Below are 18,877 nucleotides of genomic sequence, written 5' to 3'. Positions count from 1 at the left end.
GTATCACGCAATTGCACTGCGGCTATGCCCCACTCGTCGTGCATCTCATTATGAACGGTATCCGAAGGCACGCCGGACGGCTTGAACAAAATTTACCGTGGCGCACAAGTTCACGACCGGTAACGCTGTGCCCAACGCCACGAACCGGTATCGCACCTGATACCGATCTGCTGCAGGCCGCCGGTGGCCAGCGGGACTCGTTCACGCTATTGGGCATCGACTACGAAACCCACGATGGCACATGCATCCGCGACTACATCCAGTGAAACACGTGCAGTGGCTTCGGGACTCCTACCCAACGGGCGGGGATTGTGAGTGAGTGCGCGCCCGATCCTTACCTGTCGGAGTCGTCGACGAGCACGCGCCAGCTGTCGTCGGCGTGGCGGCGCAGCACGAGCGTCGCCACGCCCTCGAACAGGTCCTTGCCGTCGATCTCGCCATTCCGAAGGTGGGTGGACCATACATTCGTCACCAACGCGACATCGCCCGCCTGGATGATCTTCGCAGCGTGCGTCGTTATCGCTGGCTGTAGCGCGAGCCGTTGTTCATACATCGCCAGTAGTTCCGCATGCCCGCGCACGAGCGCGCCATCGGGCAACGCGAAGCACCCCTCCTCGTCGAAGTACTTCACGACCTCGATCGGATCGCCGCCGTTTATCGCTGCGGTGATCAACGGAAGAAGCTCTTCGGGTGTACGCGCTGTCATCTCGTTCTCTCCGTCGTAGTCTCGATCTCTCTCACCACGGCCGCCAACGGTCGCCGCCCGTCGGCTCGGTCGCCGACCGTGCACCGCGAGTTCACGCTCGAGAGCCAGCACATGCTGGGCCAGCTGGGCGATGGTGGTTTGGCCGAGCCGCTGTTCCATGGCTTTTTCCGCGTCGCGGAACTCCGCTTCGAGCAGTCGCTGCATATTGCGCCCCACCTCGCATGCGTCGCTGGGTGGATGAGGATGCCGCGGCAGAATCGGGCCCGCCTCGACTGCGGCATACGCGTCGTAGAGCGTGATCTTGTGCGGAACACACGCAAGGGACCAGCCACCCCCACGCCCCTCGGTGGACGACACCAGACCGGCATCCCGTAAGGCGCCGAGTATGCGCCGCACCAGAACCGCATTGCTCGCCAGGCTGTCCGCGATCTCTACGGACGTCAGCGAACGATCATCCCAACGCGCCAGCATCGTGAGCGCGTGAATCGCGACCGCGCTCCTGCTACTGATGCCCATCGTGGAGCTCTCCTCAGTGTCCGCACCACCGAACTGCAACTACAGTAGTTGCAGTTTAACGCCCTTGGTCAATCCGGGGGCACAGCGTGCTCCAACTGGGCCTGCGCAGTTTCATGGGCACCGAAGGCGACCAGTGGGGACCGATATGGCGGTAGCCAGCCTCGCCTTGCCTACCGGCACTGCTGATGCACCTGCTGCTGCAACGTCACAACGTCAGCGCGTTCGTCCGGTCGGAGTTGAAGTAGGCCGCTCTTCGACCGGATCTGACGGCTAGCCTATCCACCACGGAGATATCGACCAGATCATATCTTCGGAGTCGAGTTGGTTATTGTCATGCGAAACGATCACGCGAGCGTCGGACCGAGAGATCCTATAGTATCTGTAGCCTGTCATGTTCATTTCGATCTCATCGAGATCGGCGCCACGATTACGCAGCGCTGAATCCAGTTCCGATATATTGATCTCTTCAGGGAAGCTGCCGTATACACGCAAAATCGGCTGCGGTATGGTTGTTTCATACTGCAGCCGATGCACCTGAATTATCGCGCTCCAACACTGCCATTCATTTGAAGAGTCGCGCTGGAACCCGAACTCCATAAGCCCGTAGTCACGCACGAGCGACCTTTGCTTCTTGTCGATATTGTCAACGAAACCCCCGGATCCGATACTGCGGTTGACCTCGTCGATCGAAGCTCCACTATGAATGCCCAAAATTGAGCCCGCGCATGCCGTATCCGCCAGAAAGTCTATGTAGTTCGGCGACCTCATCACCCCATCTTCTCGAGCGCCCTGATAAGATAGTGCATCTCCAGGGCTCTGTTCTTTTCGTACCCCCAATTATGCGAATTCATTTCAGACATTGCCGCCCGCGCTTTTTCTATCAGGTCGGCACGAAGCGCCGGATTCGACCTCAGCTCATCCAGCACGTGCTGCATTTGAGCTTCTGTAGGCTCGCCGTGGGACAGTCGCCAAGGTTTGACACCGACGGTGCCGTCGCCGTGAGGAAACACGACTGCCTCCATACCTTCGATATGAACGTGAGCGCCCTTTGTGGCCCAATCCGAAACCACGGGAGATACGGTCACCCTGCAACGCTTGGGGAGCAGGCCCTGTGGATCACTCCAGATAGTAGGGTTGTGGGGGTAGCCGTGGGGATTCGGGGCGGGAGCTAGTCCGAGAGGGTCTTGGGTGAGGAAGCGTCCGGTCGCCGGGTCGTAGGTGCGGTGCAGATTGTAGTGCAGTCCGGTCTCGGGATCGTGGATTTGCCCCGGGAAACGAAGTGAAGTGCTCGCGTGACCGTGCCATGAGGCGTTTCCCCACAGGTCCGCGTTGGCCGTAGCAGCGATGTGGGCGGACCCGGGATCGATCATCTCGACAGGCGTGCCGACCAGATCTGTGACGATCACATAGAACTCACGATCGACGCCCTCCTGGTCGGTCATTTGGGTGATCGGGGTGTAAGAGTCAGGCTCGTACTGCCACCGGATGATGGCGGCTGCTGCTTGCTCGAGCAGCTGCGTACCGTCCCAGGTGTAGTCGACACGTTCGAGGACAGTGTCATCGGTTGACAGCCGCTGCTTGGTGGTGCGGCGACCGAGGGCGTCGTAGGTGTAGTGCCACCATTGACGATCCGGAGTCCAGACATCGGTGAGCTGGTCGAAGCTGTTGTAACGAAAAAACCAGGTCTCGGATTTGCGTGAGAGCCGGGTGCGAGTCTTGCGGACGAGCCGCCCGGATTCGTCGTAGTGGTAGCGGGTTCGGCCGTCACGGATGAGCAGGTTGTTGCGGTACTCCCGCCACTGTGAGTGCGATTCGGCCCGCTGCGGTATCCCGGCGGGTGCCGGAGGGACCTCTTCATGGGTGACCTGAGGCAGTTCGGCGGACAGGGCGGAGGTGATGTTGCTCAGCGCGTCGTAGGAGTAACGCTCGGTCGGACTGTCGTTGTGCAAGACTGCCGTGACCCGGCCGACTGGGTCGAGGTGGTACGCCCGCTGGAGCGCGTCGGCGTCGGGTCGGGCGGTGATGTGGGCGGTGAGGTATCCATCGGGGCGATAGGTGAATTCGTCGCGACGGAGTTGACGTGGGGCCGGTCGGGCGGAGAGGTCGAGGGACAAGGCTCGCGCCGGGAAAGCGGTCACCTCTTGGTGGGTGACGCGGCCGATGTCGGTGAGGCTGCGAGTGACCGCGATTTCGCCAGTGCTCCAGCCGGCGAGTCGTCCGAGGGGGTCGTAATCGAAGGTGACATCGTGGTCGTCGGCGCGGAGATGGACCGGGCGGCCGAGGATGTCGTGGTGCCAGGTGGTCACGGCGCCGGTGGGGGTGGTTCGGCGGATGCGGCGGCCGAGTTGATCATGCTCGTACAGCATTGGCGACTGGGCGTCAAGCTGTTCGGAGGCAATCGAACCGGTTGCGGTATAGGTGAATTCGAGGGTGTGTGTGGGGTACTCGCCGATTCCGTTGGCTGCGGTCAGGACGCGGCCCAGCGGATCGTGGGTGTAGCGAATCCATTCCTCGCCGGTGGTGATCTCGGTGAGGCGGCCGAGGATGTCATGGTGGTGGCGGCGGGTGACGCCGGTCGCTGGGGTGATGGTGGCGACTCGTCCGGCTCGGTCGTAGGTGTATCGGGTGGTGGCTCCGGTGTAGTCCGTTTCGGCGATCAACCGTCCGGCGTTGTCGTAATCGTAGGTCCAGCTTTGTCCGATAGGGTTGTGGACGGCGGTGAGGCGGCGCTCGGTGTCCCAGGTGTAGCGGGTGACCGAGCCGTCCGGCTCGGTGCGTGACCGCAGGAGATCGAAGGCGCCGTAGGTGAATCGGGTGACGCCGCCTGCCCGGTCGGTGTGGGTGCGGATATTGCCTTCGCCGTCGTAGGTCCATGATTCGGCGTGGCCATCGGGGTCTGTTCTGCGAAGCAGCTTTCCGTTCGATGACCAGTGGTAGTGCGTCACGGCGCCGAGGGCGTCGGTGACCCGCGTCGGGCGGCCTGCGGCGTCGCGTCCGATCCGGGTGACCCCGCCGCGTGCGTCGGTGATGCCGATCGGGAGCCCGGCGGCGTCGACCTGCACGGTGGTGCGGGCGCCGTTGGCCTCGACGATGGCGGCGAGTGCACCGTTGGAGTGGTAGGTGAATTCGGTGCGTGTGCCCGCTGGGTCGACAATGGCGGACAGGTCGCCGTCCTCCGTCCATTCGCGGCGCGACACCGAGCCGTCGGGAGCGGTGACCGTGATGGGGCGGTTCCGCCAGATATATTCGATTTCGGTCGAATTGCCGTCAGGGCTTGTGATTTTCGTCGGGTCGCCCGCTCCGTTGTACACGTAGGTGGTGGCTGCCCCGTCCGGGCCGGTGACGATCAGCGGCCTGCGGTCTGCGTTTCGGTCGATGTGGGTACGGCCGCCGGCGGGATCGATGAGATCGCGCAATTGCAGCTCGTGATCGAAACCGTGCTGGGTCGTCGCGCCGAGGGAATCGGTGACGGTGGTCAGGCGGCCGCTGCCGTCGGGGAGCTGCAGATAATCGTAGTCGGAATTCAGCATTCCGGCGGTGCCGCGCTGGAAGACCACGCGGCCGGACTCGTCGTAGGTGTTGACCATCTGGTTGCCGTTGGAATCGATCCACGACGTCATCCGGTGTTCGGCATCGTAGGTGAAGCGGGTGGTGGCGCCGTCGGCGTCGGTCACCGCGACCAAGTCGCCCGCTTGATAGGCGAATTCCCGTACCGGCGTTGCGAACTCGCCGATGTGGGAATCCTCCGTGACGAGCGAGAGACCGGTGACCCGACCGCGGTGGGAGTGGATCCGGACGCGATATCCGCCCGAGTGCGTCACCTCGACCGGCACTCCGTCGGCGTCGTAATGAAAGCGGACGCGGTTGTGGTGCCGGTCGGTTATCGCGGAGATCGCATAGTTGCCGAGCCTTGCTTCGATGCCGTCGAGTCCGAGTTCGGGTGCGAAATGCCAGATCAATTCGCGCCGTTGATCCCAAACCCGGTAGCCGCCGGAATCGGTGCGGATCAACGACCATCGCTGGCCCTCACTCAGCGGATGCACCGGCACCCCGACCTCGGCGTGCGGGTAGGCCAGCATGATCCCGTCCTCGCCGATGAACGTGACACCCTCGTCGACGACGACGATCCGCACATCCAAGGTCGCGGACCAGGAGGGCCCGAACCAGCGCCCGAAGCGGTGGTTCGAGTGATGAGCCCGGCGCAACACCAGCCCCAGCACGCCCGGCAATTCGATATCTACCTCGGGAAGCAGGAATTCACCGGTGCTGATATCGACGGGGTCTTTGGAACAGGTTTTCTGCTCCGCTGTCCGATCCGTTTCCGCGCCGGAGTCGCGCGTGTGCTGGTGCGCGTTGCGATCAGCGTACGTTCGGTCCTGTGGTGTCGGAGCGTCAGAGTCACCATCCGGCTTCGAATCACGTTCGCGCGGTGCATCGCGGTCCGTTCGGGAATCGTCTGGGTCACGCGATCCGGCCTCATCTCTATCGGGGCTTCGCTCTGGATCACGCTGCGTGAGTTTCGAATTCGGATCGTCATCCGGGCGTCGGCCGGGATCCGGATCAGAGCGACGCGACGGCCCATCCGGGTCGGTTCGTGTCGGTGGATCGGCGTGTGTGCGCTGCGGTGTGTGGTCCGACGTCGGACGCGCGGGCGATGGCGAGCCGGGTTGTATGCGGGCAGCGGGCGACGAGTGCGGTTCGGCGCGGACCGCCGGGACAGGGTCGCGGTGAGGGCCTGCGGCCGCCGCCGGGTCGGAATGGGAGCGCGCTGCGGGCGTCGGGTCTGGATGCGCGCGGGTGAGTGGGGTTGCGTCGGGTGTCCGCGTTGCGGGTGCGGGACGTGCTGGTGAGTCTGGCTGCGGGTGTGCAGACGGTGTGGCGTCCGGGTTCATGCGCGGACTGGGACTACCGATATGAGACCCGGGACTGCCGTGCATTCCCGGCGTCGGGGTGGCGTCCGTGCGTGTTGTGGGCGTGGTGTCCGGGACCGTCCGCGATGTCGGTGTGTCGTCTGTGCGTACGTCGGGAGAGTGGTCCGGATCGGTGCGCACGGGCGGTACGGAATCAGAATTCGGGTGAGGATGCGGTGCCGAGTCGGTGCGCCTCTCCGGCGGATCGGATTCCGTACGCGGAGGATGAAAGTCCGGCACAGTCTCCCGAGCAGGCGACACATCCGGCTCAGTACGCGGAGCAGGAAAATCCGGCACAGTCTCCCGAGCAGGCGACACATCCGGCTCAGTACGCGGAGCAGGAAAATCCGGCACAGTCTCCCGAGCAGGCGACACATCCGGCTCAGTACGCGGAGTCGGCTGCAGATCGGGATCAGAACGCTGCGGCGGCGAATCCGGATCCACCCGCGGGGACGGATCCGGATCGGGATAGGCATGCTGGGGCGGCGGATCGGCATCCGCGCGCGGTCGGGGTTGCTCAGGGCTGGATGACGAGTTACTTCCGTTGTCGCCGTTCGGCGAGGGAGCCTCCGGTCGACTGCCCGCATCGACCGGATTGGTACCGGTGGGTGTGTGCCCGGTATTCGGTGCGGGACCCGCGCTCGAGTTCGGAGCGCCTGCCGAAGGATTCGAGCCAGGGCGGCCCGGTGTGTCGGTCGGCAGGCGTCGGCCGAGGTCACCGGCATCGTCCGCCAAGCGGAGGGCAGTTCTTCCGGCATCCGCACTTCGTCGCAATGCGCTGATCGCGACCTTGGCGCTTCCACCGCCCCCGGTTACGACGGTGAGCAGGGCGTCACCGGTCAACGCGCCGGCGAATTCGAACGGATTCCGCCGCGCGTCGGACAATATCGCGGACACCGCGGCACCCGGATCGGCCACCGCGACAACCAACCCCGTACCGAGATTCGACAAGCCGGCCGCGTACTCGGCCGGATGGGTCAGGTTGTAGATGTCGGTCGGGTTGATCTGGCGGACGAACTGCACCAGTCCGGTGAAGCTCGTGAGCAGACCGGTGACGAAGTCGAACTGCCCATGTTGGATGACCCCGCCCAGGTCGGACAGGTTGGCTATCAAGCGTTCATGGAACGGCGGTTCCTTCGGCGCCTTCTCGGCAGCGGCGGCGAAGGCGCTCACCGCTATAGAGGCGCCGTTATCGCGCTGCGTCCGCGCGCCGCGCAGGATGTCGCGTGCCTCCCTGCGCATTGAGGTCCAGGTGTCGACCAGGGGCGTATTCGCCTGCTGCTCCCCGGAAAGCGAATTCCACCAGGTCTTTTGCCTGCGCTCCTCGGCGTCGGCGGCCTTCCACTTGTCGATGGCGTCCGCGGCCTTCGCCTGTGCAGTTTTCACCTCGTTGAGCCAGGCGTCCATCGCGTCGGCTGCCGCGGTCATCGCGTCGGCGCCGTCGAACCACAGTCTCGGCTGCTTGTCGTAGACCTCGTTGAACGCGTCCGCACCCTGCCCGACCCAATCGGCGGCGTCGATCTTCTTCAGTGCCTGGCCGGTGGATTCGAGCGCACCGGCCATCTTTCGCAAGGTCTGTGCCGTGGAACCGATTTCGGAGGGCTCGCCGCGAATCAGTTCCTTGGGATCTTCCGTCTCGCCGAGTTCCCGCTCATCGACGTCGCCGCCGGTGGCGGAGGCGATGTTGTCGCCCAAATCATCGAGGCCCTCGCCGAGACTGTCGAGGCCGATCGCATCCGCCCCGTCCCCGAGCGCGTCCAGAGTGGATTCGGCGAGCTGTCCGAGCCCTTCGATGCCATCCTCGACGCCCTTCTCGATCGCGTCACCGATGTCGTCGAGGAAATCGCCGAATCCCAAAGCTACTGCCCCCCTCGCTCCTTCATGATTTCCGCGGCCTCCTTCGCGGCACCGGTGTTCCATCCCGGCGTCTCTCCGGTGAGGCCGGGGGCGGCGAGCCCGGCAGTTCCCGGCTGCGGCACCAAGACCGCCGCAGCCACTCCGGCGTTCGCCAGTGCCTGCGGCCCGACCGCCTCGATCACCCTGGCGTTGGTTTGCATCGTCTGGGCTGCCTGCTGGAACGATTGCAGGCTGTAGTCCGCGTTACGCACATGATTGAACGTGTTGTCGGAGAGAGTTTCTCCCCACGATCGGCTCGCGATCTGCTCATCCGTCAGGTGCGGATTGCCCAGGGTGTGCGTCCACATCTTCTTCAGGGTTTCCGCTGACTTGTTCTCCATTTCGTCGTAGCGCCCGGCCGCCAACCCCAGCGTGTGGGCGATCGAATTGCCGGCCTGCACCAGTGATCGCACACCCCACGACCAGCGCTCGGTGAAGGTCTCGAAAGTCTTCTGGACCGTGTGTTTGCCCGCCTCCATCGTCGACAGAGTCAACAGCGAGAACCCGCGGCCCATGTTGCCCGTCTGGCCGATGCCCATATTCGACAGCTCACCGATGGTCGCCTCGATCCCGTGCGCGGCCTGTACCAGCACCGCAGGGTCGACCTTCACCTTCTGCGTCATGACCGTCCCTCCCGCTTCTGTTCGTTACTCGGTCACATCCGGCGGAAATGCCATCGGCGCCGACCCCACCACGTCGACCGCGACGCCAGTGGGCTGGTCCCGCGACTCCGCGTACGCGAGCAGGCGCGATCCCAGCAGCGAGTGATACCGGTACTGGCGATCAGGCTCGATGCCGCCGTCTATCATTCGGCCGCGCGCCATCACGTACCGGGCATACTCCGTGACACTGGTGAAGGCACACAGCCAGTCGATGCCGCCCACCTGCGAAACCTGAACGCGATCGTCGGCGCTCACCGGCACCAGCAGAGCAGCCGACCGAAATGCCGCCAGCAGCGCCTCAGGCTGACCGAAACCGCCATAAAATGCTGCGATTTCACCCCGCAGAGCATCCCGGCCGTAGTCGTCGGACATGCCCCGCGGACCTCCCTCTGTGGTGTATGTCCGCTGAACGAGCACCCACAGTCTCGCTCTGCCGATCTGAGCTTCGAGTCGGCTGAATGTTTGCTATTTGCCATAATTTCTGTGCCACAAGCGCTCCCAGCTGCACTGCAACTCCCTCGACAAGATTCTGCAGATGTCGAGAACTTGTTCATGACAGAGGAAATCGGGGGAAGGTCGCTTTCGGACCGGTGCGATCGAGGTGCTGTGCGAGTCGATGGGACAGGATGCCTCGTCACAACCGCCGAGGATTCGTATCTACCACTTCAGTCCGCGCCAGCATGCTTCGGCCGAGTGGTTCGGGTGGACGCCGAGGGCGCGCAGGTCGTCGTCGCAGTACGCCCAGCCATCGCCCCCTAGTTGGCTGCCGCTTTAGTACATGCGTCAGTGGCTTTGTCTCCGACCGAGTAACCCATGTGGTCGAGATACCAGGTGCAGTCAGCCGTGTCCGCCTGCGCCGGGCCTGCCGTGACGATGGCGAGCGCGGAAGTCGCGACGGCCGTGGCAGCCAGCGCGGCGATTCTCGGGATGCGCTTTCTCATAGAACATTCCTTTCAGGTCGGGATTACTCACCTGAGTGCCGGCCGACCTCCGCGCGTTCGGCCGAGCGGGCTGCCGCGCACGTTTCGTCACCGGCACTTCGCCCCGAAGGGGCCACTCACCACTGCGCCCGGCCGCATGCCTCGTTGGCGTGTCCTTGGGCGACCCGAAGATCGTAAAGAGCCTGAAGACACAGGGTGGTGCCGACGGCGCCCTCGCCACTCAGGCACGCGTTGTACACCCCCTCACCGGCAACGTAGCCGACACTTTCCAGATACCACACGCAGTCAGCCGCGTCGGCCTGAGCGGGTGCTGCGGTGAAGAGAATGCAGGCTGCGGCGGCAGCGGTCGTGGCGGCCGATGCCGCGATCCTCCGAATGGTCGTTTGCATCGAGTCATCCCCTCAGTTCCCTGGCACACCAGAATGGGTTCGCGCCGTTGAGAACCCGTCCGGTTCCGACCAACGCTAAAAGAGATCGGAACGTTGGTATCGAGTTCAGTATGTCGGAAAGGAACGTGTCGGTCCTTGTCCATTCGCGCAGCGGACTTGGCTATTCGCGCAGAAGGGCGTTATGGCGGTAGTCGCTGGGCGGCAGGCCGAATGACTTACGGAACACACGGCTGAAGTGTGCCGGGTCGGTGAATCCCCACCGGGCCGCGATCGAATGGATGGGTCGATGGCGCAAATACGGGTTGACCAGGTCGCGGCGGCAGCGTTCCAATCGGCGTCGGCGTATCCAGGTCGCCGGGGTGGTCTTGTCCGCCGCAAACAGTTGTTGCAGGCTGCGCAAGGAGATGTGGTGAGCCTCGGCGATCGCCTTCGGCGTCAGAGCGGGGTCACCGAGTCGCTGTTCGATGAAGCCGTTGATCTGCAATCGCAGAGCACGCCGACCCGACTCGGGGACCAGCATTCCCTCGGCGTCGATGGGTGCGGCGAGGACAGCCGACAGCAGGTCCACGGTGACGGAGGTGAGTGTGGGTGCGTCGGCGGGGCTGAACTCGTCGGCCCGTGTGGTGAGATCGGTCAGCCAACGGGCGAATGCAGCGCCTATGCCGTGGTGCGCGCCGAAGGGGATGGCGGTGAGCCGGTCGATCCCGCCTGCGGGCAGCGGCAGCAGCGCCCGGGAGATCTGCAGCGTCATGGATCGACCACCGAGACCGCAAGAACGCCATCCTTCGAACGGGCGAGAGGTGTCGAACACTGCGAACTCACCGGCACCGAAGATCGCCTCCCTGCCCGCCTGACGGATCGCAGCCTCACCGTCCAGCACAAGGTTGACCTGGTAGGCCTCCGGATCGGACTGCCGGATCAGCTTCGGAGTCCGCGTAACCTGCACCGACGGGTAGGACATCACGGAGATCTGTACGCCTTCCCAGGTCAGCGTCCGCGCCCGGCCCGCAAAGCCCTCCTCGGTGGTGCTGCGCATCCGAGTGGGAACAAGGTCACGATCCATGAGGTCCAGCCAGCACGCCAACTGGTCCTCGATCGACAAGCTCTCTGTGCTGAACTCGGTCACCAGCATCGCTACCTATCTCCCTTCGAATGGCGTGAGTGGGCAAGTCCCTGCCGAACGAGCCGCGATCACCGTTGTGGCGACGCAGTCCGCAGACCTGCTGTCTCCGATGCCAGGACATGCGGGCGCGGCGGGCGCGGGTTCCTGCCTGTGCGTGTGGCCAGGTCGCGGCGACAGCGTTCCAGGCGGAGCCGCCGGATCCAGGCCGCGCATGTGGCGGCGCCCGCGGCGAACAGCTTCTGCAGTCTCCAGCGGCGCGGCCAGTGCGGCGGACAGCAGGTCCACGGTGACCGAGGCGAGTGTGAGTGCCCGCCCGGACGGATTTGCCGGCGCGGAGATCTGCACGCCGTCCCATGCCAGCACCCGCGCTGAGGCGGAAAAGCCGCTACCGGTGGCGCTGCGAAGCCGGATGGGAACGAACCACTGGTCCATCAGGTCGCGCCAACAGTCCAGCTGGTCCGCCCTCGGCAACCCCAAGGTGCCGAACTCATGCACAAGCATGGCCATCCCCCGCGAACGACTACGATTTATATTGTGCCACAATATGATCCGGCCATCCGCTACAGGTCCGAAAAGCCGGATGCGCACCATCCGAACAGTCCGAGCACCTGTGGCGGCCACTGAATATTCAGCACCACGACCATCGCCGACCCAAGGAAGCACTGCCGCTCGCCCACCTCGCGGCGACGACGGCCAGAATGTGCGGATGCGGGTACCCGCTGCGCTACGCGGCTTGCTTGACTGCGGCCCTGGTGTTCGTCCGCCAGGGAGCAAGGCTTGTCTTCGACCGGTCCGAACAGGTTGCTAAACAATTCACCAAGACGGTCCTCGAGACCGCGTTGAACGAGGAGATGACCGAGCCGAGGATCCCCCGCATTGCTGGAGGGCAGATTGTCACTGGGACCGGTGTATGTGTTCGGCGTGCCCGAGGGTTTCGAGTCCTCGCTGAGGTAGCGGTCGACGACATTTGCAATGTCGAGGGCTGACACTTCCACGACTAGCGACAGGCACATCAGGTGCCTCCTCGAGGTCCGCGAACTGATCGCCACCCCACCGCCAGAGGACCGGCGCGCCCGGATCGACGGCATGATCGCCGAGCAACGCCTGCTGCACGGCACCGGGCTGCCGTTCGACGAAGACGCGGCGCGTCGGCTACAGGAACGGATCTACGACCGGGCCCGCGACCTGTCCGCAGTGTCCAACCACCGACTAGCCGCAGCCGCCGAGCCGGACTTCGAGCCAATGGACGTGCTGCACCAGGTGAAAGCGCCCACGCTGGTTATCGAGGGCAGCCACGAGCCGGCCAAACCCGGCCACGGCACGATTATCGCCGAGCAGATCCCGGAGGCACAGCTGATGATCGTGGCGGGCATGGGCCACACGCTGCCCCTGGAAGTACACGAGGAGCTGGCCGCCGCCATCCTCGCGCATACGTCGAAGTGAATATCGGAACGACTTCCGCGAAGGTGCATCGCACATCCGCACCGCTGCTCGCGGCCACGCCTGCGCGATCGCGTCGGGCTCGGCGGTTCTCAAACTGTCTTCATCATCCCGCCGTCGATCACGAGTTCCGAGCCGCTCATGTTGGCGACTCGACCGGACGCCAGGAACACCACGAGCGCAGCAATCTCCTGCGGTTCGGTGAAGCGTCCGGTTGACACACCAACTGCCGTTGGAAGCTTCGCCGCGAGATCCTCCCGGGGGATGTCTGCCTGCCTGGCGAGCACGTCGCCGGGCCCACCCGGGGAAGTCCACACATCGGTCCATACCGGGCCTGGGGAGATCGTGTTCACCCGCAGCCCACGGCCACCGAACTCCTCGGCGAGTGATTTACCGAGGTTCGACAGCGCCGCTTTGGCCGCCGACTGGGCGATCAACCGCGGCTGCGCCAGCTTGGCGTTGACCGAACTGATGTTGACCACCGAGCCGCGGCGGTCCAGGAGACTCGGCAGCGCCGCTCGCGTCGCACGGACGGCCGACATGAACGTCAGATCGAACGTGTATAACCACGCGTCATCGTCGAGTTGCCCGAATCCACCAGCGGGTTTCGAGGTGCCTGCGACGTTGTTGACCAGCAGATCGATCCCTCCACACCGGTCGACAGCGTGCTGTATGAGGCGCGCGGGCCCATCGATGGTCGCCAGATCGATCTCCAGCGCATCCGGTGTCGCGTTCCGCAGCGCATCGGTGACCGTACGGCTGCCTGCGATTACCGTGAACCCGTCCTCGACCAGTGCCTGCACGATCGCAAGCCCGATCCCCCTGCCGGCGCCCGTGACTACGGCGACGCGCGTTCCACTCGACATCGGAAATCCTCCCCGTTCGTTTCTTGCGGCCACTCTGGTGTCGCCTCGACTGCGACGTCTCGAGCAGCATGCACCTTGAACTATGGTTCAAGTCAATGGGTGAGCTGTCGATATCGGAACTTCGGGCGCGTACCGGGCTGGCGTCGTCTGCCCTGCGTTTCTACGAACGCAAGGGTCTGCTACGCACCACCGGACGCGTTGGAGGCAAACGGTTCTACGACGAGAGCGCCGTCGAACAAGTGGCTTTCATCGACGTGCTCAAACTGGCCGGCTTCACCCTGTCCGAGATCGCGGACTTCCTCGACCCGACTGGCCGAACCACTTCGAACTGGCGGGACATCGCCTCGGCCAAACTGCGCGAACTCGACCACCGCGTCCAGAAGATCCAGCGGGCACAGACAGCGCTTCAACACGCTCTGGACTGCCGGCACGATAACCTAGACGACTGCCCGGTACACCACCGCATGCTGCGAGCACACGCCGCAGCACTCGCAGCGGCGGCGTATGACCGAAATTCCGCTGTCACTGCCCCGGATCCCCACGAATACGGATAGTCCGGCAGAAGTCGACCGCCGCACCACCGAAGGGCGTGATCAGCATGAACACCGTCAGCGTCGACGCCGTGTTGTTCGATCTCGACGGAACGCTGATCGATCACCGGTCGGCCGCCGCGGCAGCGGTCACCGCCACCTTCCTCGGCAACCCCGAGCAACCAGTCATCGATCAGGATCTTGTGACCCGCCGCTGGTTGGAGCTGGAAGCCACGATGATGGACCGCTACCTGGCGGGCGAATTGACCTTCATCGAGCAACGCCGCCTGCGAATCGCCTGTCTGGCCGAAGAACTCGGTCTGGGCTCTTGGACCACGGCGCAGGCGGACGCCTGGTTCGCGCGCTATCTCCAGCACTATGAGCGGGCTTGGCGCCCCTACCCCGACGTGGGTCCAGCCGTCGCGTCGCTGACTGCAAACCACCCTCGGCTGCGCCTCGGTGTGATCACGAACGGAGATGCCCATCAGCAGCGCCGCAAAATCCACCATGTCGGACTCGCCGCCGCCTTGCCCTACGTCACGATCTCGAGCGAGGCGGGTGCAGCCAAACCCGATGGGCGAATCTTCGCCGCCGCCTGCGACCAGCTCGGACTCGATCCGTCGCGAGTGGCATATATCGGAGACCGGCTTCATACCGATGCCGAAGCTGCCACCCGCGCCGGCATGCGTGGGATCTGGCTCGACCGGGAACGCATCGGGACCGTCACATCCGTTCCGCGCCTCACCACCCTCACCGAACTAAAGCCGCTACTCACCGGACCGATCAGGCATTCAGACAGTTCCGATATCTGACATCACCATTTCGTTCCTGAGCAACTCGTCCGTACTTACCGGCCTTCCTCGACACTCACCCGGACCGCCGCCCGAAGCGGAATACCGCAAACCCACCGATCAGGAATGGCGCGAGTTCCACAGCACTTCGAGTTCCGCAAGTTCGAACTCGGTACCTGCGGCCGCCCTACGGCAGTCTCTGCCGCCATGGGTACGGAGAACTCCGCATGCGTACACTCAACGTGATTCTCGGATACCGCTATTCGCCGACTGACCGGCGAAACCCCGGAAGGGTTGATCAGTAGAATCCCGCCGCGGAATGAGGTGCCCGCGTCGTGGATGGGCAAAATGTGGATTATTCCGTGATGCACACGTCACATTCGTAGATTGCCGAGCAGACAGCGCCGGGCCGACCGGATCAGAAGCTGCGATCGCTCCAGAACGAATGAGAGTCGTTGCCCGGGTGCTCCTCCCAGGACGGCTGCTCCTGCCGTTGGGCGTCCCGCAACGCGGCAGCCGCCCGGGTGAAAGTGGATATCGCCTCGACGCGAGCATCGTTGGTTACTTCGCGCATGGCTTCATCGACCATATCTCGCTTGTTGGCGACGGCGGCGTTGTACGCCTCGATGATCTCGTGCGCGTCCGGGACCGACACCGACAGCAGGTGGTTCTCCGCGTCGACTTCCACCCGGATTCCCCCGCTGGTGCCGATACTCCGGATCTCGGCAAGCGCGTGCTGTGCGCGCTGCACCTTCGCACCCAACTCCTCGAAATCTTTGCGTCCTTGCGACATCGGCGTGCCTGCCTCACGGATGGTTGATGGTCGACGGATTCACATCGCCGCCGCGTTTGTCGTGCGGGAAGCACGGCGACGACACTGACACCGACAGATCGCCGCGCAAATTCTGTCTGAGGGTCAGTAGGTACCTGTCGGGGGTACCGGCGCGAACTTGCGGCATCCGCGGGTCCGCGTTGTCGCGAAGAGGCCTCCAGCCCAGCGCATCCCAGGCCCGAACGAACAGCTCCAGGTACTGGGCGCGCTTGCCTGTAGGAACCCCGGCTACCCAGTACATCGCGGCGATGTTATACGGCGGGTCCGGCACGCTGTCGTCGTCCACGCACGAGACGACTGTCGCATCGCCGAAGACGGTTTCGGGGAACTCGGGGTGCTGCCACGTCAGTGACACACCGGCGGGCAGCAGCCGCAGTGTGTCGGTCAGCTGGTCGATGATCCGCCGCCGTGCCGCTGCCTCGGTCAGCCTCGCCTCGACCGGGATGCCGTCTGTCATGGCTGAGATGTTCCTTCCGGTGTTGCGACCTGACCGAACGCTGTCGCCGTCCTGGCCGCCATGACGGCGACAGGCAGGATCGACCACGGGTGTCTGCTCATCGCATCTCCAATTCCCCGACGCCACTGATGATCCTGCCCATATTCGTCAGGCCGGGATTTCCGAGATTCCAATATGACTCGTGCGCCTCGGTGCTCAACCCGCCGTCCTCCGAGCCCTCCGAGTAGAAATTCTGCCCGAAGCCGGGCACCATCACAGGTTGGTAACCATGGACGACTGCTGGCGTGACCTGGATCGTGTCGTTCTCGTTCGTGGTGATCCAGATGTGTTCAGCGTTGTTCTCCGGATTCACTCCGGCGAGGTGTAACTGCTTCGGACTGTCGGCATCTATGCCCGGGCTGCCGACAAGAATCAGCTTGTCGGCGTCGAGCGTGTGAGGAACCAACTTGCCGTCGCTATCTTCCGAAACGGTGGCCGCGTGGCCGATCACTGTTGTCCCGTAGCTGTAACCGACCACGGTGTTGGTGGACCGGCCACCATCGTGGGTGGCACGCAATCCGGCCTGGAAATTGTCCAGCGGTTCGGCCGCGGCCACCGCGTACGAATCCAAAGCGGCCCGGGGCAGATCCGGCGGCGCGTCGTAGCCGTACCACGCGACAACAGATGTCCGCGTCGACGGATCCGCGTCCTCGGCCGCCCAGCGCATTCGTTCCGCGCGCTCGGCCCCGTCGCCGATCGTCGCGATATCGGCATACGTGCCTGGAATGTAGGTCACGACGTTGCCCGCGGTATCCGGGTTTCCGACCGCGATCGCCGCGCGCCCCTGATCGTCGAGCATCGACAACAGCCGTGGTGCCTGGTCCGCACCGGGCTTCAATCCATTTGCCACACCGTCGTACTCGGACACCTTGTGCTTGGCCTCATCGACCTTTCGCTGCCACTCCGACTCGCGCAGCGCGTCATCGATAGGGTCGAGACCCCGCTTCTGAGGCGGATTCGCTTGAAGTTCGTCTAGTCGGCGTTGGGCTGCGGCGCGCAGGTCGACCAGGTGGCGCCGGTTGTAGTGATCGCGGTCGACCTGTGGGATACCGTCGCGGTTGCCGAGGAAGGGGTCGCTGCGGTACAGCTCGTCCTTCTCCGCCGCGGTGAGTGTTTGCCACAGGTCGTGCAGTTTTTTCGGATCGGCGCGTACCTCGTCACTGTTCACCAGGGCGAGGATCTCCGGCCGGATAGGCGGTCCGTCGGGGTCGCCACGGTATTCGCCGAGTTCGGCGAGTTCACCGCTGATCGCCTGCGCCGCGTTGGTTTCGGTATCGCCGAACTCGGTCAGCAGAGCCTTGATGCGGGCCTGGTAACCCGCCGCCTCACCGTCGAGTATCTGCTGCAGCATCGCCACGGTCTCCGGCGAGTATCTGGTACCGGCGACGGGCAGCCGGGGCGCGGTGACATTGCCCGCGTCGTCGACGGTCATTCCCATCTTGGGCAGGCCGGTTTGAACGATGCTCAGCAGCGAGCGTCGAGTGGCCTCGAGTGCGGGTGCGTAGGAGTTGTAGTGGTCGGCGATCGCGACGATCGAGGTGGCGAGGTGATTGGCCTCCATCCGATTCGCCAAGTTGCGAGCGGACCCGGCGGCCGCGGCGTTGCCCTTCCAGCTGTCCATGCCACGGTTCACGTCGCGGGTCGCTTGTTCGACGCGGTCGGTGAATGTGTCGTTCTGCGTCGTGAGGTCGGCGGCGAAGTCGATCATCGACTGCGGGTTGCTGGCGAAGACGTGGCTGAGGGTGGCCATGCTCACCGGCCCTCGTTGTATCGGTTCAGTAGATCGGTATTGACCTGCTCGAAGTCCTCATAGGTCTTGACCGCGCCGACAGTCTTCTCCGACAGCTCCTTCAGATTGCCGCCGATCAGCCCGAACACCTCGAGCACAGCGGTACCGACCTGCGCGGACACAGCCTGGATCGGCGAATCACCCATATTCACGACCGCCGAGAGCCGCAGCGTGGTGATCGCATCGGCGTGTCCTCCCAGCTGCCCTCCGAGCCAGCGCAGCGTGTCGAGATCAACCTCCAAGAGCTCACCCATCGCTGCCCCTGACGGTGGCGACACCGAGCGAACCGCTGCGTGCCAAGGCACCCGCTCGAACCGCGACCCACGAGTCCACGGCGAACCCCGTCGAGTGTGCGCTGCGATGTCGGCTGTGCTTGCCACTCGCGAACACGGCGATCGTGGGGCCCGCGGGCGAGGCCGACCCCACGGCTGCCCTGTCCCCCCTCGTACCGAACATGAATCATCTCCCCTTTGCTGGAAACTCCCGGCACCGCAAAGGATGCGGAGCACTGGGGGATCCGTATAGAACAAAATTGACCAGGTATCGAGCCAGGAGCAGGTGACCTGCCCGCAGGGCACCTGCTCCTGATCCTGGAAAGCCGATCGGTCCCAGGACGGGATCCCGGTCGTCAGGGGTCGATTCCCCAGCTCAGCGTGTCGATCCTGCCCCGCTCGGGAGCAGCGCATCCGCTCCGGTTCAGGTCGGCGGCTCACCCTGCGGCATCGCGCCCAGCACCAGGCTCTCCAACTCGCTCGCGCCGAACAACAGACCGAGCAGTGGCAGCTACCAGCACCGCGCGGGCGTGGAAGGCACTATCGCTCAGGGGGTATCCGACCCTGCGGCCTGCGCCGCTCCCGCTATCGCGGCCTGGCCAAAACGAGCCTCCAGCACCTGCTGACCGCTGCGGGCATCAACCTCAACCGACTCAGCGCCTGGTGGGAAAACGACATCTCTCGCTCCTACCCGGACGTCACGCTTCGCTGCGCTCAG

At 64.3% G+C, this 18,877-nt stretch carries 17 protein-coding genes and 1 pseudogene; 4 read left to right on the top strand and 14 right to left on the bottom strand.

What is annotated here, in order from left to right; translation table 11 throughout:
* Positions 1-334: 334 nt before the first annotated feature.
* The 9 genes from ON19_RS42230 to ON19_RS42220 form a co-directional block, all read right to left on the bottom strand.
* Positions 335-1,222, bottom strand: coding sequence for an Rrf2 family transcriptional regulator (locus tag ON19_RS42230; RefSeq protein ID WP_157229852.1), 888 nt, complete (start codon positions 1,220-1,222; stop codon positions 335-337).
* 270 nt (positions 1,223-1,492) lie between these two features.
* Complete coding sequence (locus ON19_RS26175) at positions 1,493-1,990, bottom strand: hypothetical protein (protein ID WP_043698440.1); 498 nt, start codon at positions 1,988-1,990, stop codon at positions 1,493-1,495.
* Positions 1,990-7,989 carry a putative T7SS-secreted protein gene (locus tag ON19_RS39220; RefSeq protein WP_051169327.1) on the bottom strand — a complete coding sequence of 2,000 codons (6,000 nt, stop codon included), beginning with the start codon at positions 7,987-7,989 and terminating at the stop codon, positions 1,990-1,992. Before ON19_RS39220 ends, ON19_RS26175 begins: the two co-directional genes overlap by 1 nt.
* A gap of 2 nt (positions 7,990-7,991) precedes the next feature.
* Positions 7,992-8,651, bottom strand: coding sequence for a hypothetical protein (locus ON19_RS26165; protein ID WP_043698437.1), 660 nt, complete (start codon positions 8,649-8,651; stop codon positions 7,992-7,994).
* Between the two features lie 24 nt (positions 8,652-8,675).
* Positions 8,676-9,062: an SseB family protein gene (locus tag ON19_RS26160; RefSeq protein WP_043698434.1), complete on the bottom strand. Its 387-nt coding sequence runs from the start codon at positions 9,060-9,062 to the stop codon at positions 8,676-8,678.
* 383 nt (positions 9,063-9,445) lie between these two features.
* Positions 9,446-9,631: a hypothetical protein gene (locus ON19_RS42225; RefSeq protein WP_157229851.1), complete on the bottom strand. Its 186-nt coding sequence runs from the start codon at positions 9,629-9,631 to the stop codon at positions 9,446-9,448.
* A gap of 116 nt (positions 9,632-9,747) precedes the next feature.
* Positions 9,748-10,020, bottom strand: coding sequence for a hypothetical protein (locus ON19_RS26155; RefSeq protein ID WP_043698432.1), 273 nt, complete (start codon positions 10,018-10,020; stop codon positions 9,748-9,750).
* Between the two features lie 160 nt (positions 10,021-10,180).
* Positions 10,181-11,152: an AraC-like ligand-binding domain-containing protein gene (locus ON19_RS26150; protein ID WP_043698430.1), complete on the bottom strand. Its 972-nt coding sequence runs from the start codon at positions 11,150-11,152 to the stop codon at positions 10,181-10,183.
* Between the two features lie 551 nt (positions 11,153-11,703).
* Positions 11,704-12,156: a hypothetical protein gene (locus ON19_RS42220; protein ID WP_169334222.1), complete on the bottom strand. Its 453-nt coding sequence runs from the start codon at positions 12,154-12,156 to the stop codon at positions 11,704-11,706.
* Between the two features lie 73 nt (positions 12,157-12,229).
* Between ON19_RS42220 and ON19_RS26140 the strand changes: the two genes are divergently transcribed.
* A complete protein-coding gene (locus ON19_RS26140; RefSeq protein ID WP_218006480.1) occupies positions 12,230-12,586 on the top strand; it encodes an alpha/beta fold hydrolase in 357 nt (118 codons plus the stop codon).
* Between the two features lie 89 nt (positions 12,587-12,675).
* Here the strand turns inward: ON19_RS26140 and ON19_RS26135 are convergent, their stop codons facing one another.
* Complete coding sequence (locus ON19_RS26135; RefSeq protein ID WP_043698424.1) at positions 12,676-13,449, bottom strand: SDR family NAD(P)-dependent oxidoreductase; 774 nt, start codon at positions 13,447-13,449, stop codon at positions 12,676-12,678.
* A gap of 95 nt (positions 13,450-13,544) precedes the next feature.
* Between ON19_RS26135 and ON19_RS26130 the strand changes: the two genes are divergently transcribed.
* Together ON19_RS26130 and ON19_RS26125 are read left to right on the top strand one after the other, a co-directional pair.
* Positions 13,545-14,003 (top strand): MerR family transcriptional regulator, encoded by a 459-nt coding sequence (locus ON19_RS26130; RefSeq protein WP_051169326.1) that lies wholly within the window; start codon positions 13,545-13,547, stop codon positions 14,001-14,003.
* A gap of 44 nt (positions 14,004-14,047) precedes the next feature.
* Positions 14,048-14,791: an HAD family hydrolase gene (locus ON19_RS26125; RefSeq protein WP_051169333.1), complete on the top strand. Its 744-nt coding sequence runs from the start codon at positions 14,048-14,050 to the stop codon at positions 14,789-14,791.
* Between the two features lie 397 nt (positions 14,792-15,188).
* On the opposite strand, the gene ON19_RS39215 is transcribed toward ON19_RS26125, so the two are convergent.
* The 4 genes from ON19_RS39215 to ON19_RS26105 are packed head-to-tail and all read right to left on the bottom strand — an operon-like array spanning position 15,189 to position 18,141.
* The gene (locus ON19_RS39215) at positions 15,189-15,563 is read right to left on the bottom strand and encodes a YbaB/EbfC family nucleoid-associated protein (protein ID WP_051169325.1); all 375 of its coding nucleotides are present in this window, start codon (positions 15,561-15,563) and stop codon (positions 15,189-15,191) included.
* A gap of 13 nt (positions 15,564-15,576) precedes the next feature.
* Positions 15,577-16,146 carry a hypothetical protein gene (locus ON19_RS26115; protein ID WP_157229849.1) on the bottom strand — a complete coding sequence of 190 codons (570 nt, stop codon included), beginning with the start codon at positions 16,144-16,146 and terminating at the stop codon, positions 15,577-15,579.
* A 10-nt stretch (positions 16,147-16,156) separates the two neighbouring features.
* Positions 16,157-17,848 carry an alpha/beta hydrolase gene (locus tag ON19_RS39210; RefSeq protein WP_051169324.1) on the bottom strand — a complete coding sequence of 564 codons (1,692 nt, stop codon included), beginning with the start codon at positions 17,846-17,848 and terminating at the stop codon, positions 16,157-16,159.
* Positions 17,849-17,850: 2 nt separating this feature from the next.
* The gene (locus ON19_RS26105; RefSeq protein ID WP_043698419.1) at positions 17,851-18,141 is read right to left on the bottom strand and encodes a hypothetical protein; all 291 of its coding nucleotides are present in this window, start codon (positions 18,139-18,141) and stop codon (positions 17,851-17,853) included.
* A 361-nt stretch (positions 18,142-18,502) separates the two neighbouring features.
* On the opposite strand from ON19_RS26105, the pseudogene ON19_RS44755 reads away from it, so the two are divergent.
* A pseudogene (locus ON19_RS44755) lies at positions 18,503-18,802 on the top strand (transposase); the annotation flags it as partial.
* Positions 18,803-18,877: the final 75 nt, after the last annotated feature.

Source organism: Nocardia abscessus NBRC 100374, assembly GCF_000308455.1.
In the GTDB taxonomy this organism is placed as follows: domain Bacteria; phylum Actinomycetota; class Actinomycetes; order Mycobacteriales; family Mycobacteriaceae; genus Nocardia; species Nocardia abscessus.
Note: the sequence above shows the minus strand (reverse complement) of the source record. Positions and strands in the feature narration are given on the sequence as shown.